This is a genomic window from Streptomyces sp. NPDC085900, from assembly GCF_044540925.1.
In the GTDB taxonomy this organism is placed as follows: Bacteria; Actinomycetota; Actinomycetes; order Streptomycetales; family Streptomycetaceae; genus Streptomyces; species Streptomyces gilvifuscus.
In genome coordinates this window covers 20,779-35,353 of record NZ_JBITSP010000025.1, presented here as the reverse complement: position 1 = coordinate 35,353, position 14,575 = coordinate 20,779, and the positions used below count along the sequence as shown (strand labels likewise).

11 protein-coding genes and 4 pseudogenes are annotated in these 14,575 nt (G+C 67.1%); 8 read left to right on the top strand and 7 right to left on the bottom strand.

Annotation, left to right across the window (positions count from 1 at the left end; all coding sequences use genetic code 11):
• The first annotated feature begins 9 nt into the window (after window positions 1–9).
• The 4 genes and pseudogenes from ACIGDI_RS43090 to ACIGDI_RS43075 all read left to right on the top strand — a co-directional run bounded on the left by ACIGDI_RS43090 (window position 10) and on the right by ACIGDI_RS43075 (window position 3,919).
• Complete coding sequence (locus ACIGDI_RS43090; RefSeq protein ID WP_399908429.1) at window positions 10–1,620, top strand: MFS transporter; 1,611 nt, start codon at window positions 10–12, stop codon at window positions 1,618–1,620.
• Between the two features lie 340 nt (window positions 1,621–1,960).
• Complete coding sequence (locus tag ACIGDI_RS43085; protein ID WP_399908426.1) at window positions 1,961–2,809, top strand: hypothetical protein; 849 nt, start codon at window positions 1,961–1,963, stop codon at window positions 2,807–2,809.
• Window positions 2,810–2,851: 42 nt separating this feature from the next.
• Window positions 2,852–3,687, top strand: a pseudogene (locus ACIGDI_RS43080) (IS5 family transposase).
• Window positions 3,688–3,709: 22 nt separating this feature from the next.
• A complete protein-coding gene (locus ACIGDI_RS43075; RefSeq protein ID WP_399908469.1) occupies window positions 3,710–3,919 on the top strand; it encodes a NucA/NucB deoxyribonuclease domain-containing protein in 210 nt (69 codons plus the stop codon).
• Between the two features lie 51 nt (window positions 3,920–3,970).
• On the opposite strand, the gene ACIGDI_RS43070 is transcribed toward ACIGDI_RS43075, so the two are convergent.
• From ACIGDI_RS43070 to ACIGDI_RS43060, 3 genes are all read right to left on the bottom strand, one after another.
• Window positions 3,971–4,588: an SMI1/KNR4 family protein gene (locus ACIGDI_RS43070; protein ID WP_399908423.1), complete on the bottom strand. Its 618-nt coding sequence runs from the start codon at window positions 4,586–4,588 to the stop codon at window positions 3,971–3,973.
• 438 nt (window positions 4,589–5,026) lie between these two features.
• Window positions 5,027–5,575 (bottom strand): transposase, encoded by a 549-nt coding sequence (locus ACIGDI_RS43065; RefSeq protein ID WP_399908467.1) that lies wholly within the window; start codon window positions 5,573–5,575, stop codon window positions 5,027–5,029.
• A 381-nt stretch (window positions 5,576–5,956) separates the two neighbouring features.
• Complete coding sequence (locus ACIGDI_RS43060; RefSeq protein ID WP_399908464.1) at window positions 5,957–6,478, bottom strand: serine hydrolase; 522 nt, start codon at window positions 6,476–6,478, stop codon at window positions 5,957–5,959.
• 1,632 nt (window positions 6,479–8,110) lie between these two features.
• Here ACIGDI_RS43060 and ACIGDI_RS43055 point away from each other — a divergent pair.
• Window positions 8,111–8,457 (top strand): annotated as a pseudogene (locus tag ACIGDI_RS43055) (transposase); the annotation flags it as partial.
• Between the two features lie 264 nt (window positions 8,458–8,721).
• Here the strand turns inward: ACIGDI_RS43055 and ACIGDI_RS43050 are convergent.
• From ACIGDI_RS43050 to ACIGDI_RS43040, 3 genes and pseudogenes are all read right to left on the bottom strand, one after another.
• Window positions 8,722–9,225, bottom strand: coding sequence for an Imm1 family immunity protein (locus ACIGDI_RS43050; protein WP_399908420.1), 504 nt, complete (start codon window positions 9,223–9,225; stop codon window positions 8,722–8,724).
• A pseudogene (locus ACIGDI_RS43045) lies at window positions 9,225–9,413 on the bottom strand (DddA-like double-stranded DNA deaminase toxin); the annotation flags it as partial. The pseudogene ACIGDI_RS43045 and the gene ACIGDI_RS43050, both read right to left, overlap by 1 nt.
• Window positions 9,414–10,063: 650 nt before the next feature.
• Window positions 10,064–11,195, bottom strand: a pseudogene (locus ACIGDI_RS43040) (RHS repeat-associated core domain-containing protein); the annotation flags it as partial.
• Here ACIGDI_RS43040 and tgmA point away from each other — a divergent pair.
• Genes tgmA through tgmC form a run of 3 tightly spaced genes read left to right on the top strand, consistent with a single transcriptional unit; the run spans window position 11,192 to window position 13,523 of the window.
• Window positions 11,192–11,464: a putative ATP-grasp-modified RiPP gene (gene tgmA / locus ACIGDI_RS43035; RefSeq protein ID WP_399908461.1), complete on the top strand. Its 273-nt coding sequence runs from the start codon at window positions 11,192–11,194 to the stop codon at window positions 11,462–11,464. The pseudogene ACIGDI_RS43040 and the gene tgmA sit on opposite strands and share 4 nt — an antisense overlap.
• On the top strand, window positions 11,461–12,408 hold the full coding sequence (gene tgmB / locus ACIGDI_RS43030; RefSeq protein ID WP_399908417.1) for an ATP-grasp ribosomal peptide maturase: 948 nt from the start codon (window positions 11,461–11,463) through the stop codon (window positions 12,406–12,408). Before tgmA ends, tgmB begins: the two co-directional genes overlap by 4 nt.
• Window positions 12,405–13,523 (top strand): ATP-grasp peptide maturase system methyltransferase, encoded by a 1,119-nt coding sequence (gene tgmC, locus ACIGDI_RS43025; RefSeq protein WP_399908414.1) that lies wholly within the window; start codon window positions 12,405–12,407, stop codon window positions 13,521–13,523. Before tgmB ends, tgmC begins: the two co-directional genes overlap by 4 nt.
• Here the strand turns inward: tgmC and ACIGDI_RS43020 are convergent.
• The gene (locus tag ACIGDI_RS43020; protein ID WP_399908411.1) at window positions 13,514–14,434 is read right to left on the bottom strand and encodes a diacylglycerol/lipid kinase family protein; all 921 of its coding nucleotides are present in this window, start codon (window positions 14,432–14,434) and stop codon (window positions 13,514–13,516) included. The genes tgmC and ACIGDI_RS43020 overlap by 10 nt on opposite strands.
• Window positions 14,435–14,575 lie beyond the last annotated feature (141 nt).

Genomic DNA, 14,575 nt, shown 5'->3' with positions numbered 1-14,575 from the left:
GAACCTGCCATGCCCGAACCCGGGAGCAGACGGCACCAGTTGCTCGTCCTGACCATCTGCTGCATGAGCGTCCTGCTGGTCAGTCTCGACGCCACCATCCTCAACGTCGCACTGCCCTCGATGCAGGACGCCCTCGCCTCCCCCATCTCCGGCCTGCAATGGACCCTCGACGCCTACACCATCGTGCTCGCCTCGTTCCTGACGCTGGCCGGTTCCACGGCCGACCGCGTCGGACGGCGGCGGATCTTCCAACTCGGCCTGGCACTGTTCACCGCCGCGTCCGCGCTGTGCAGCCTGGCGCCGACACTCGAGTGGCTGGTGGCCTTCCGGATGGTGCAGGCGGTGGGTGGCTGCATGCTCACCCCGGTCGCGATGGCCATCCTGGCCAACACCTTCACCGAGCCGCGGGAGCGGGCACGGGCCATCGGCGTGTGGGGCGGGGTGGTGGGGATCAGCATGGCGACGGGACCGATCCTCGGCGGCCTCCTGGTGCAGTCGGCGGGCTGGCGCTCCGTGTTCTGGCTGAACATCCCGATCGGCCTGGCCGCCCTCGCGCTCACTGTGCGGTACGTCCCCGAGTCCCGCGCGCCCCGGGCCCGCCGGCCCGACCCGGTGGGACAGCTCCTCGTCATCACCCTGCTCGGCACCCTGACGTACGCCATCATCGAAGCCCCTGACGAGGGCTGGACCTCACCACCGATCTTGGCCTGCCTGATTGCCGCAGCAGGCGCGCTGGCCTGGTTCGTCCCGTACGAGAACCGACGTACCGAACCCCTCGTCGACCCGCGTCTCTTCCGCAGCGCCTCCTTCAGCGCGGCCACAGCGACGGCGGTCTTCGCCTTCGCGGCACTGGGCGGCTTCCTGTTTGCCAACACCCTCTACCTGCAACGGCAGTTGGGGCTCAGCGCGCTATCCACCGGGCTGCACCTGCTCCCGATGGCGGTGCTCTCTCTGATCTGCCCGCCGCTGTCTGGGCGGATCGTCGGCAGCCGAGGCCCCCGCATCCCGCTCCTCCTCGCGGGCACGGGCATCTCGGCGAGCGGGCTGCTGGCCGTCCTGGTCACCCGCTCCACCCACCCCTCGCACGCCCTGCTGTCCCTCACCTACGCCCTGTTCGGGCTCGGCTTCGGCTTCGTCAACGCACCAATCACGAACACGGCCGTCTCCGGCCTGCCGCGCGCCCAGGCCGGGGTCGCCGCAGCGGTCGCCGCAACCAGCCGCCAGATCGGCTCCTCCCTCGGCATCGCGGTCGTCGGCGCCGCGATCGCCGCCGACGTCCGCCCCGCACCCTGGTGGATCATCACCGGCTGCGGGCTGGCCGTCCTGATCCTGAGCACGTTCAGCGCGCACGCTTCCGGCATCCCCGAAGATCACGGCTCGTTGCGCGCGCGCAGCGGGCGGCGGATCTCGAAGGCAACGCCGCTCGTTGCGCGCGCGCAGCGGGCGGCGGATCTCGAAGGCAACGCCGCTCGTTGCGCGCGCGCAGCGGGCGGCGGATCTCGAAGGCAACGCGATAAACGCGTGGGCCGAAGCGCCGGTGAGGAGGGTCACGGCTTCGGCGCGGACACCCTGGAAGAGCTGAGCAATGGGGACCAAGGCACGACGGTAGTCGCTCTTTGAACCACAACAGGGCGCGGGCCGCCCCGCTGCAGGCCGACGGCACAGCAGCAGACCCAGCCGGACCACAAGCTCGAGCAGAGCGGAACGGACGTCAGCGCCGTCCAGGACATGCCAGTCGAAGGCGCGGCCGACGGCGGCCGCGGCGGGCAGCACGCGGGGCACGACGCGGCGGGGTGCGACGGCGGCGGGTGAGTTGGCAGCGAGCAGCCACAAAATGTCCAGAATGCACTTCGCTTCTCAGGATTGTCTATCACCTGCTGGACGGTGTCACAGTGTGCCTCATGCGAGCGCGGAGAACGCGGCCGCGCCGGGCCCCCGGTTGGGTCCCACCGTGACGGACGTGCCCAAGAGGACGATGACGCTCGCGGAGTGCAAGGCGCATACCGCGGCTGACGCGAGTATGTGGATCCCGTCCCGCTTTGCGATGTGCGAGTCTCAGTGCTTCGCTGCCACCTGGCACGTCAACGGCAGGGAGGTCGGCTTCTCGCAGATGACGGTCAGTGCTATTGCGACGGTGCCGGCGAACTCGCGAGAGGTTCATTTCGACTACTACTTCTCGGACTTCTACGCAGCGGGCGCCAACGCGATCGATGAGACGCTCGTGGGTACCTCGGTCAACCATCCCACGGTTCCCGATGGCGTGTCCCTGGGGCAGGGCGGCCTTAACCCGACTCCGACGACGGTGGCCCAGCTCAAGGCGAACCCGCATTTCATGATCTCCACTAATGCCTCGCCCGGGCAAGGGCTCGCACCCGACGACGGCATATGGGCAGTGTGGAACATGAAGTTCGTGCCTGAGTGGCCGCCCGGCTGGGTCGAGACCAACCCGCTGGCGGAGTGGAAGTTCTCTTCGTTCGGGCTGCGCTGGGACAACTCTCCCTACCTGCCCAACTACAAGCCTGCGGATGCGTTGCACTCCGGGGGCGCTGCACTCAGTTACGACGTATCCCCGCTGCGGTACAGCACCGCTGCCGCGGCGCCGGAACGGGCAGTGGCCTCCCATATAGAGACGGCTTTCACGCAGCCGCAGAACACGATGCCGACCAACCGTTCCAAGCATGTGGCTGGTCAGAGCGCCAGCGATCCCCTTCACCGACTGCAGAAGAGCATCGGCCAGACGAATCTCAACAGGTACAACGCCAATCGGCGTGAGGCTGTGAAGGTGTGTCTCGCCGTCGACCCCAGTTAGAGCTCCTAACAGAAGTTGTTGATCATGTGACTTTCGGTGTGGATGGTCGTTGGTGTGGTCGTGGGGAAACGACAGTCGCGGCCGTGGATCGTGTCGGATGAACTATGGTCGCTCATCGAGCCGTTGCTGCCCGAGCCGGGGCCGAAGCTGGTGGAGGGCCGGCCTCGGGTGCCGGATCGGCAGGCGTTGTGCGGGATCTTGTTCGTGCTGCACACCGGCATCCAGTGGGAGTACCTGCCGCAGGAGCTGGGCTTCGGCTCGGGGATGACGTGCTGGCGGCGGCTGGCCGCGTAGAACGAGGCCGGGGTGTGGGACGAGCTGCATCTGGTGCTGCTGAGGAAGCTGCGGTCGGCGAGGAAGCTGGACTGGTCGCGGGCGGTGATCGACTCCTCCCACGTGCGGGCGGCTCGCCGGGGCCCAAAAGCGGTCCCAGCCCGGTCGACCGCGCACGCCCGGGCAGCAAGCACCACGTCCTCACCGACGGCCAGGGCATCCCGCTCGCGGTGTCGCTGACCGGCGGCAACCGCAACGACGTCACCCAGCTGCTGCCGCTGCTGGACAAGGTCCCGGCTGTTGCCGGAGTGGTCGGCCGGCCTCGCAGACGGCCGGACATGCTGTTCGCCGACCGCGGCTACGACCACGACAAGTACCGGCGGCTGCTGTGGCAGCGCGGCATCCGCCCGGTCATCGCCGAACGCGGCCAGCCCCACGGCTCCGGCCTGGGCATCTTCCGCTATGTCGTGGAGAGAACGATCGCCTGGCTGCACGGCTTTCGCCGCCTGCGCATCCGCTGGGAACGGCGCGACGACATCCACGAGGCCTTCCTCGGACTCGCCACCTGTCTGATCACCTACCGCCACGTCCAACGCCTTTCTTAGGACCTCTTATGCCTCGAAGGGGCTGGAGTGCGACGAGTACCCGTTTGCCTCGACCTATGAAGGATCGGCCCAGTCGATCTACGACGAGACCAAGCCGAAGAAGAACTTCTCGGCGCGGGCCATCGACGGAACAGAGAACGGCGCAGGCGGCAGCCAGCTTGCGTCCTACTACTCGGACAACCGGATCATCGACGGACCCAACGACGAGTTCCATGTGGTGATCATTCCCTGAAGCCGGATCGTGCGTCCCCGGCTGACAGCGGCCGGGGACACACTCGCCCCGCTAGAACTCCCACTCGAGAATTCCGTCAGCGGTGAACACTGCAGCACACCCGTTGCGCGTCAAGTGTGGATCACCGTCGTCTGCCGTGCCCCGAGCGGAGCCGGTTTCCAGCGCGCTCGCCACATCAGCCCACATCTCCGTCACACTGCGCCAGGTGGGCGTGCCGAAGAGGCCGTCGTCCCTGCTCCAGGTCAGCACACTCCCTTGCAGCTCGCCCGGCCGATTGTCCACCACAAGGAGGTCCCCGGTGGTGTCATCTCCGATCGGCACCAGGAGCGGATGGAAGCCGCGACACGGCTCTCCGGCCACGGCTGAGTCTCCCCCGGCCGGGACCGGCGAGGTGGAGCGCTTACGTTGCCACAGCATCTGCATGCGCTGGAGTCCGACAGGGATGTACAAGGGGGGCAGCAAAACACTGGTAACAGGGTTCGGCTCCGCCCCGTCGAACAGCAGTAGTTGCTCCCTCACCGCTTCGGGGAATGTCTGCCTCATCACGGACTGAGCCTCAGCTATATCGTCCATCCCGGCCGGTGCCCGCACCGCGCGTGCTGTCGAAGGGGCGTGCGTGTCCAGAGCAGCCCGCACTCGCGCCCAGGCCTCGGTGAGTGTCGTCGTCATGGTGCCATCCTGCTACCTCAGGATGATCATGTACGCTGTTTCCCGCCAGCGGCGGCTGCTCGAAGGGCCCACTCAGTCGCTCTTCAGTCCCGATGCTCCTGGAAGTCGCTCCACGCGATCTGTTGGATGCCGACACCGATGATCTCCTTCATGGAAGCGCTCCGCAGGGCGTCCATGCTGACCTAGCCCCAGGCCGCCACGCCCTGACGGTAGCTCTGCAGAGCCGGAGACCTCAACGGCGACGCCATCGGTGACCGGCTCGCCCAGGACACGTCGCACAACCTGTACCGGCATTACGGCAAGGGCAACGGCAGCTTCACGGCGCGGGTGAAGCTGTAGAAGGGTGTTGCAGTTTCGAATCCTGCTGGGGCGGATAGGCCGCTCCCACACGCCAAGTCCCCGCCTGCGCTGCCGCAGATGGGGGCTTCGACCTGTGCGTTACTGACCTTGCTGGCGTGATGTCGTGAGCTTGAGGCCGGTTTCCTTGAGGCATCCGTCGACGAGGTTGCTGCGGTACTGGATCTGCCGGAGGCCCTGCCGAAGGGTGCGCATCAGGTGGTCGGGGTCGGTGAATGCGGTGTTGGCCTGGCTGCTGCGTCGCAACAGTGACCAGATGCCCTCGACGGGGTTGAGGTCTGGTGCATAGGCCGGCAGGAAGTAGCACCTGATCCAGTCATGGCTGTCGACGAACTCCCGCAGCCGGGCGTCCTTATGGGCGTTCAAATTATCCCAGATGACCACGATCGGTGCGCTGAGTTGTTGGTGGGCGTCGGTCAGCAGCTCGCGGTAATCGGTCCAGGTGCAACTGCGTCTGCCGCCCCGTTTGTGATCAGCGTGCCGCTTGGGCCGATAGATCAGGCGTGAGCGTTCAACCTGCTTGTAGCAGGCCAGGGCAGCGATGGAGAAGCGGCGCTGAGAGCGTCCCCGCACCCGGATGACGGGGGTGCGTCCGCGCCGGGACCAGGTGCGGGCGGTGGGCGGCGTCATCGAGAACCCGGCTTCGTCCTCGAAGCAGAGCCAGGCCCCGAGCGCCGTCACGGCGCCGAAAGACGGGGCCCGGGTCGGTTCGCCGGTACCTGGGTGACATGTGTCCGTCTGCGCGCCACGTGAGCAGCGCGGATCGGAGCGCTGGTGGGCGGCAGCCGACAACGGCCGGGGACCGGGTCATCCGCCAGCGGACTGCTCGTTCTGGGTGCGGAAGCCGCACCCCGGATGAGGGAGCGCGCCCCCTCCAGCCCGATGACGGCCGCTCACTCGCGTTCCTGGGCAGGGCTCTCCCGGAACCTGGTCCCTGGGCGGCGCCGGATCACGAGTGCTGTGCGTGCGACGGTGTGCTACAGCGCCGCACGCGGGGCCTGCGGCTGCGCCTCAGCCGGTTCGCTCCAGGACTTCGTAGACGTGCCTGAGGTAGCTGTGCGTGCGCTCCGAGCCGAGGAGCCCTTCGCCCACCCGGTTCATCGTGTACGAGAACGTGACGCGCCGGTCGAGGTCCATGATGACGATCGAACCGCCCCGACCGACCCAGAAGCAGATCCTCCCGGTGGGCATGTGCGGCATCGTCCTCGGATCGGCGAGTGCGTAGCCCATGCCCCAACGGACGGGAACGCCGACGTACAGGTCGACTCCGTCGACCTGTACGTCGAACACCTTGTCCACCGTCTCCTCGGAGAGAAGCCGGCGGCCGTTGACCTGGCCGCGCCGCGAGATGACGGAGAGCGCTCGGGCCAGGCCACGGGCGTTGCCGTGCCCGTTGACGGCTCCGAGTTCGGCGGAGCGCCACTGCGGGGTGTCGACGTGCTCGTCACGTGCGGGGCTTCCGAGCAGCGTCCTGGTGAAGATCCCCTCGGGATCGAGGCCCGTGGGTATGCCGACTGGCTGCGAGGGGGCCACCAGATCGGCGATACGGTGTCTTGTGGTTCTGGCGGCCGCGGTCGGCGGGCTGCCGCTGCTGCTGGCCTGGGCCACCCCCGTCATCTGGGCCGCCACCCACGACGACGTGGCGCACCTGCTGGATAGGCAGGACACCGGCAGCGTCTTTGTGCTGCTGCTCGCCTGCCTGGGCTGGATCGGGTGGGCCCAGTTCACGTTCTGCGCCGTACGGGAGCTGATCGCACAGCTGCGGGGCCACACCTGGCACGCCCCGCGCGGGATGAGCACCGCCCAGCGCGCCGCGGCCTTGCTGATCGGCAGCATCCTCATCCTGCTGCCCGCCAACTCCGCTCTGGCCTCCGACGCCCACGCCGCCCCCGCCCCCACCGCGGCCCGCCATCCCGGGCAGACGACCCAGCACACCGCGCAGGCCGGCGTGCAGAGCGGCCGGGCCCGCCTGGCCGCACCCGCATCCTCGGCGGGCACACCGGCCTCGCCTGCGTACACGGTCCGTGAGAGTCGTCCTGCGGAGAGTCTGTGGGCCATCGCCGAGCACGAACTGGGAGACGGCGAACGCTGGCAGGAGATAGCCGAGTTGAACGAGGGCCGCACCATGACCGACGGCACGGTCTTCCACGCGAACAGCTTTCTACAACCCGGCTGGCAGCTGAAGTTGCCCGACACCGCCACGGACCCGTCCGCGGCCGCGACAGCGGGGGGTATCCGCGCAGAGCTGGAGGACCTTACTCCGGCCGAGGGCCAGAGCAGCGGGCACGTCGTCGCGGTCCACTCCGGCGACTACTTGTCGAAGATCGCCCAGGAGGAGCTCGGCGACGGCGACGCCTGGCCGCAGTTGTTCGAGGCCAGCCGGGGCAAGCCGCAGCCGCACGGGCTGCCCGAGATCACCGACCCGGACGTCATCTACGCCGGGCAGCAGGTCACCGTGCCCAGCTCCCGGAGCGGCCGGCCATCATCGCCAGACCACGACCGCGAGGAGAACCCGGAGCCGCACGACCCGGATACGAATTCCCCGGGCCCTCACTACCCCGCCACCACCCCCACGCCCGGCGCGGGCACGGGAAACACGCCGGCGCCGACACCCAGCCAGACGCGGACACCGGCTCCGCAGTCATCGGAGCCCGGCACACCGTCGACGGATCCAGCCGAGCAGCCCGGGCAGCACCCGTCTTCGTCCTCTTCCGCTCCCCCGTCGGCGCCGGCTCAGTCGTCCCCTGCTGCTGGCCCCTCTCCCACGTCTGAGGGCCCGAGGACCGCTCCGGTGGGCAGCCCGGTGAACCTGCGCATCGTGCTCGGCGCCGGTGCGCTGCTCGCCGCGGCCATCACCGCTGCGCTCGCCCTGCGCCGCACCCTGCAGCGTCGGCGCCGCAAGCCCGGCGAGAAGATCGCCGTCACGCCGGAAACCTCTGCTGCGGAAGCCCAGTTGGCGGCGGCCGCCGAATCCGACGGTGCCGCCCCTCTGGACGGAGCGCTGCGCACCCTGGCCCATCACGTGCTCCAGCAAGCCGACAATGCCGTCCTGCCGCCGTTGCGGGCCGCCCGGATCGGCACCCGCACCGTGGAGGTGCTGCCCGAGGACCTCGTCCAGGAACCGCTCGCACCCTTCACCGCCGGGCCAAGAGCCTGGTGGGTCGCGTCCAGGACTCCACCGCCGGCCTCACCCTCCTGGAGCCGGCGGCCACCGACCACCCCACTCTGCGCAAGGTCTGGGTCGACGGCGGCTACCGCAAGCACGTCGCCGAGCACGCCGCCACCCTCGGCATCGACCTCGACATCGCCCAACGCACTCCCGGGCCAAGGGATTCACCCCGATCCCGAAAAGCTGGGCGGTGGAGCGGACCTATGGCCGGCTCATGCTGCACCGGCGCCTGGCGCGCGACTACGAAACCCACCCGCACCGCTCCGAAGCCATGATCCATCTCGCCATGACCGACCTGATGCCCCGCCGCCCCACCGGCGAGACCACCATCTCTTGGCGTGAACAGCATAACCGGATCAAATTCGCAGCCAGCTGCGCTCGAAGAACCAGTTGGTCTGGTCGAGGGCGGGATTGTGAAGCGCTACCCAACCTGGAAAGCGCGTAAGGAATGCAGAACGCGGTCGAACGCGATCCGCTGTTCCAGGCCAGGAGCGACGTCGCCGGGGAACATTAGGCACGGAAAGCGGCTTCCGGCCGTCCCGCGGCGCGCCATTGCCGCCCTGCCCCCCCACCACCATCACCAGACCCAAAACTTACGTCCGTTAATTTACTCGAGACGCGTCCCATTCATTTCTCCACGAACCCATCCGAGGCAATTGGGACGATCACCAGTTCCAGCGCGACAGAACTCCTCTAGCGCAAGACGAACAAGCGATACAGGGATAGTGCTACGACGATCATGAAAAAGAGGGAAGCCCGGATCGGCGACGACGCGTGGATCAAATTCGGGAGGCGTAGGATTATTGGAGATCCAGATGCTATTTGAAATCTCATCATCCATGCGTTCAGCGGCAGCGCCAGTGACAAACCAGATAAGCCCACCATAGCCGGTAGAAGTATTCACGGCGACCTGCAAGTGATTGTCCGGCCATTCCGATTCGCCGAGCCGCTTATCAGCCCACATAAACCATGCGTCTTCCCCTGGGTCAACCCACGGTCCGTCAGCCTTCTCGAAAGAGAGGTTGTGCATGACCTCTTCAATGAGGTCGGCGACCTCTTTCGGCGTCTCCGCGTATACGCGTTCACCATGGACAATTGCATTGAGGATCATTACGGAAGCTCTGCCTTCCCTTCGAGACGTACGGGTTGTTTGCCGCCAGGATAGTGGACCGTCATGGTGGACCCACGGGGCAGGATGGCTTCAACGGATGCCCTGCAACTGTACATACCCGGACACGGTCCGGTCGCATTGTTGATGACTACATCTGCGTTTCGTATACCCTTCTCTCTCATCACTACAGCATATTTTGTCTAAACATGCGCAATGGAGGCATACTTCCCGTTCGAACGAGGTTTCCCCATGGTCTGCTCTAGCAGCTCTTGAGCTGTATCAGAAATTCCCTCGTCGGTGCCGCTGGTCATCTCCGGAGCAAGAGGCTTTCCATCACCATCCGGCATGTGTCCCGTCGTTACCCGCTTGCCAGCGAGCCCCCTGAAAGCATCAGAGATGGCGCCTCTCAGGCCACCGGGGCCTTCCGACCCTCCGGTCATCGCGATCATAGCGACCGCGCTCACTGGCCCAAATTTGCCTCCGCAGCCGCTTTCGTGCCCAAGGCGCATACAAGTGAGAAACTTGATATGGGACAGGATGGTTTGTGCGACTTGCTCATTCTCTGCAGGTTGAGTCAGGCAGTTGGATCCTGCCTCTTGGCACCAGTTCGCGGCCTCTTGCCAGAACTTCTGCGCGTACTTTTCCTTGTACTTCCAGCTTCGGTTGACGAAGACGCCCGGGTAGATCTCGTAGTGCGTCTTGATGAAGGAGGGCGAGTAGACGTTTCCGGCGTTGACCGCCGCGATGTAGTTCGCCGTGTACCTCGGCGGGCCTGATGAGGGAGCCTGGGTTGGAGTCCTGTTCTCGTGGTTGGGGGTCGCGCGAGTGGGGCAGTCGATGTCCGCGCACAGGCCGGTGGGGTCGCTGTTGCTGACGGGACTGTTGCTGCTGTACGCGTATCCGTTCATCTGGAGCGGGTCCGCGAGGTCGACCACCGGGTCTGCCGAGAGGAAGTGCCCTGAGTTCTGGTCGTACTCGCGGGCTCCGATGTGCGTCAGGCCGGTGCCGGCGTCGTCAATGCCTACGCCCAAGTAGCTGCGCTTATTCGGCCATGCCGTCGGCTTCGCGCCCCGCACCTCTCCGTACGGCTTGAAGGCCCGGCGCGTGACGGTCTGGCCGGAGGCAATGTCCACCGTGGTGTTTGCCGTGCCGAGGTGGTCGGCGAGCAGCACGCTCAGCTTGTGACCGGTTGTGGCGCCGTTAGTTGTGGTGCGCACTACGGTCGGGGCGCCGGCCTGGGTGTACGAGCGGGACGCCTTCGTGATGGTGCCCGAGGCGTTGGTCGTCAGTTCGGTGTCGCCCAGGTACAGCGTCGAGCCCGAAGAGGAGTTCTCCAGCAGCCGGTTGCCGTCGGCGTCGTACACGTACGTGGTCTTCTTGCCGTCGTCCGTAATGGAGTCGAGCTTGTTCTCCGGTGTCCAGACCAGCCGCTGGGTGGTGCTGGCCAGGTCGCGGACTGTGGCGTTGCCCGTGGCGTCGTAGGTGTAGGCGCTGCCCTTGCCGGACGGGGTAGAGCTGATGCCCGTCATGGTGTGGGGCTGCGTCGTGGTCGCCGGGGTGGTGCCGCTCGCGGCGACCGTCTTGCCGTAGCCGTAGGTGAAGGTGACGTTCTTCGTGGCGTCGGCGGTGTCGTGCTCGGTCATCGTCGAGCGGTTGCCGAGCCAGTCGAAGGTATACGACTGGCGGTAGGCCGACCCGCTGGTGGAGACGGTGGACGTGTTCGGGGCTCCGGCGGCGAGGGCGGCGGTCAGCGAGGAGTCAGGGGTCGAGGTGTCCGTCGCCTCATCCGGGGCGTCGGCGACCGGGCCCGAGGAGGGGGCGTAGGTGGTGTTGTGGCCCCACGTTGTGCCGTTTGCCGCCTTGCAGCCGGTGCCCTTGCCGTCCGGGGTGATGCTTGAGGTCCAGGCATGGACCAGCTCGCCCATCACGTCGTAGGTGAAGCACTGGGTGTCCCAAGTGTCTCCCGCTGCCCACAAGCCCGGCGATCCCAAAGGGAACCATCACCCCTGCCCGTTGGGGGCTCATCCGCATGGCGCCCTACCCGACCATGGCTGCAGAACACGCCCGGGTCGAGCTCGACCCGAGCACTCAGACCGCCGTGTTCTTCGACCGCTCGGGCCAGGTGATGGAGGTGCCCGGCCACGGCACCAGCACCGGCACCTCGCCGGCCACCGGGACCAGCCCTGACGGCAACGGATCCACTCAGGAAAGCGACACGGGAAGTGACAGCGACCAGTGAATGATCTGCGCCCGGTGCTGGTCGTCACGAGCCTGTACGACCCCACCGCCGACGTAGTGATAGCCGAGCTGCACGACCGGGGCATCCCGGTCGTGCGGTTCGACTCAGGGGACTTCCCCGCATCACTGTCGGTGGAGGCCGAGATCACTCAGGACGGCGTCCGGGGGCGCCTTGAAACCCCCTCGCGCACTGCTGACCTCGGCCATGTCCGCGCTCTGTACTACCGACGTCCGAGCGGCTTCGTTTTCCCGCACCTCGACCAGCAGGACGCACGGTTCGCCATCACCCAGGCCCGCTACGGCCTCGGGGGCGTGATCGCATCGCTCCCGAACTGCCTGTATGTGAATCATCCGCACTACACGGGCGACGCCGAATTCAAGCCGTCCGGTCTGGCCGCCGCCGCCAAGGCCGGCCTGCGGGTGCCGCGCACGCTCATCACGTCGAATCCTGACGCTGCCAGAGCGTTCATCAAGCAGCACGGCCCCACGATCTACAAACCCCTGTGGAACCCCGTGTATCGGATCGGCGACGTCTCCTCCGTAGTCAAGATCGCCGAGGTGACCGCGGAGGACATCGACGACCGGATTGCCGGCACCGCCCACCTGTTCCAACAGCGCATACCCAAGACGGCCGACATCCGCGTGACCGTGATGGGACGACACACGTTCAGCGTCCGGATCGACTCCGATCTCCTGGACTGGCGAACCGACTACAGCCGCCTGCGCTACACCCCCGTAGCGACGCCCACAGACATCGAGCTGCCACTCCACGAGTACCTGGACCACTTCGGGCTCCACTTCGGCGCTTTCGACTTCGCCCTGGACGCCGGCGGGCAATGGTGGTTCCTGGAATGCAACCCCTCCGGCCAGTGGCACTGGCTGGAACACGAGACCGGCCTGCCCATGTGCGCGGCCCTGTCCGACCTCCTGGAAAGGAAGCCGTGAGCGACCACGAACAGCACCTGAGGCAGCTCATCAACACCATGACCGCCAGTGGTTCGCTGCGATCACAACCGTGGAAGGACGCCGCAGCGGCCGTACCAAGGCACGAGTTCCTCCGCAACGGCTTCTTCCGCATGATGCCCGGCACGTCACCGACCGCCTGGACCCCCATCTGCGAGGATAGCGACGGGTGGCTCGAAGCGTGTTATGCCGATGAATCCCTGGTCACGCAGATCGCGGGCACGATCAAGCCGGCCGACATCCGCGGCGAGATCATGCGGGAACCGACCAGCTCGAGCACACTCCCCTCTCTCGTCCTGCGCATGCTCGAAGACCTCCAAGTCCAGCCCGGAATGAAGGTCTTGGAGATCGGCACCGGCACCGGCTACTCCACCGCGGTGCTCTGCGCGCGCCTGGGCGACAGCAATGTCACCTCGATCGAGTACGACGAGGAAGTCGCCTCGCGGGCCCGGGAGGCTCTTGGCCGACTCGGTATGTATCCGCACCTGTTGACCGGCGACGGACTCCAAGGAGGAGACCAGGGCGCACTGTACGACCGGATCATCGCCACGTGCGCCGTACGCTCCGTGCCCGCAGCCTGGCTTCAGCAGATGCGGCCAGGCGGGCAGATCCTGACCACCATCGGCGGCTGGCTGAACGCCTCCGAACTGGTGCGTCTGACCGTCCACGAAGACGGCACAGCCTCCGGGCCCGCGCTGGGCGGGCAGGTCAGTTTCATGCTCGCCCGACCTCACCAGGCGCCCTCACTTGGCCTGCTTCCGGACCTCAGCGTGGGCAAGCAGCGCGAGGCCATCATCGGCGCCGATGTCCTGCATGACTGGACGAGCCGGTTCGTCGCGCAGTTCGCCGTGCCGAGCGCACAGCGTTTGAAACTGGGCGACGGCCAGCACAACGCCGACGTCCTCATCGACACCAAGACCGGATCGTTCGCCGCGCTCCACAAGGAGGATGGCCGCTGGATCGTCCGGCAGGGCGGCCCCGAACTGCTCTGGGACGCCGTCGAGGATCAACTCAGCCGCTGGCATGCGGCCGGCACACCAGCAGTGGAAGAGGCCACCATCCGCGTCACATCAACAGGCCAGAGCATTCACTGGTAGACCGCGCCACCGCGCACTGCGTGCTCCGGGGGGATCCCCGGCCGGTCCTTCGGCAGCAGCACACGCAGGGCGCCCGGCCGGATTCCGCACACGACGGGGAGCGGGAGCCGCACCGCTTCGCCGTCGACGCCCGCGTCCAGGTGCCGCACGTCACCGTGCAGCGTGATGCCGGGAGCCGACCAGACGACCAACCCATCATCTGACGGGCTCGCACCGCGCTTGTGCTGTCGTAGTTCGGCGCGCAGGTGCCGCAGGAGGTCCGGGGGCGCCTGTGCCGGGCGCTTGAGGACGATGGCGCCCAGCTCTCCCGTGGTGAGGGAGAAGCGGCGCCCCAGCCAGCGCGGTGTGGCCAGGTGGTAGGGGTTGTTGGAGATCAGTACCACCTGCGGGTACTCGACGGTCCCCCATGGCGTGTCCATACGGGCCTCGACCCACTGCTCGCCCTTGAGATAGCCGGGGGCCACCGTGGCGAACGCGCGCGGTTTGTCGTCCCGGTATCCGGGTTCCAGCAGGGCGTCGGCGTACATGCCGAAAGAGACGTTGTTGACGAAGACACGCGAGCCGAGCACCCCCAGGTCCACCTGTGTGGGTTCACCGTCGATCAGGGCGTCCAGTGCCCGCCCCGGATCCCGGAGGTCGAGGCCGAGGTCCCGGGCGAAGTGGTTGCGGGTGCCCGCGGGGACCACGACCAGTGGCCGGTCCTCGTCGGCGGCCACTGCGGCGACGGCCGACACGGTGCCGTCGCCGCCCGCTACCCCCAACACCTGCGCCCCCTCCCGGCAGGCGCTTCTCGCAAGCGACGCCGCGTCCCGTTCCGCGCTGGTCATCCAGACCCGGGCTCCCATGTCCTCGGCCCGCTGCATCAGGCTGTAACGAGCAGCCTTGCCACCGCCCGAGTGTGGGTTCGTCACGATCACCACCCGGGCACCCATCCGGGGACCAGTCATCAGCGCACCCACTCTCGCCGTTCTGGGTAGTCTGCAACCAACCAACCAACCGACTGACGTAAGGCATCGCTGCCTCCTGACGGCGCGGCGGCGGTAAAGAACAGC

Coding starts and splice junctions, on each gene's coding strand:
- ACIGDI_RS43090 (WP_399908429.1), top strand. CDS start 10: ATGCCCGAACCCGGGAGCAGACGGCACCAGTTGCTCGTCCTGACCATC.
- ACIGDI_RS43070 (WP_399908423.1), bottom strand. CDS start 4,588: ATGACGACGACACTCACCGAGGCCTGGGCGCGAGTGCGGGCTGCTCTG.
- ACIGDI_RS43065 (WP_399908467.1), bottom strand. CDS start 5,575: ATGACGCCGCCCACCGCCCGCACCTGGTCCCGGCGCGGACGCACCCCC.
- ACIGDI_RS43050 (WP_399908420.1), bottom strand. CDS start 9,225: ATGATCCTCAATGCAATTGTCCATGGTGAACGCGTATACGCGGAGACG.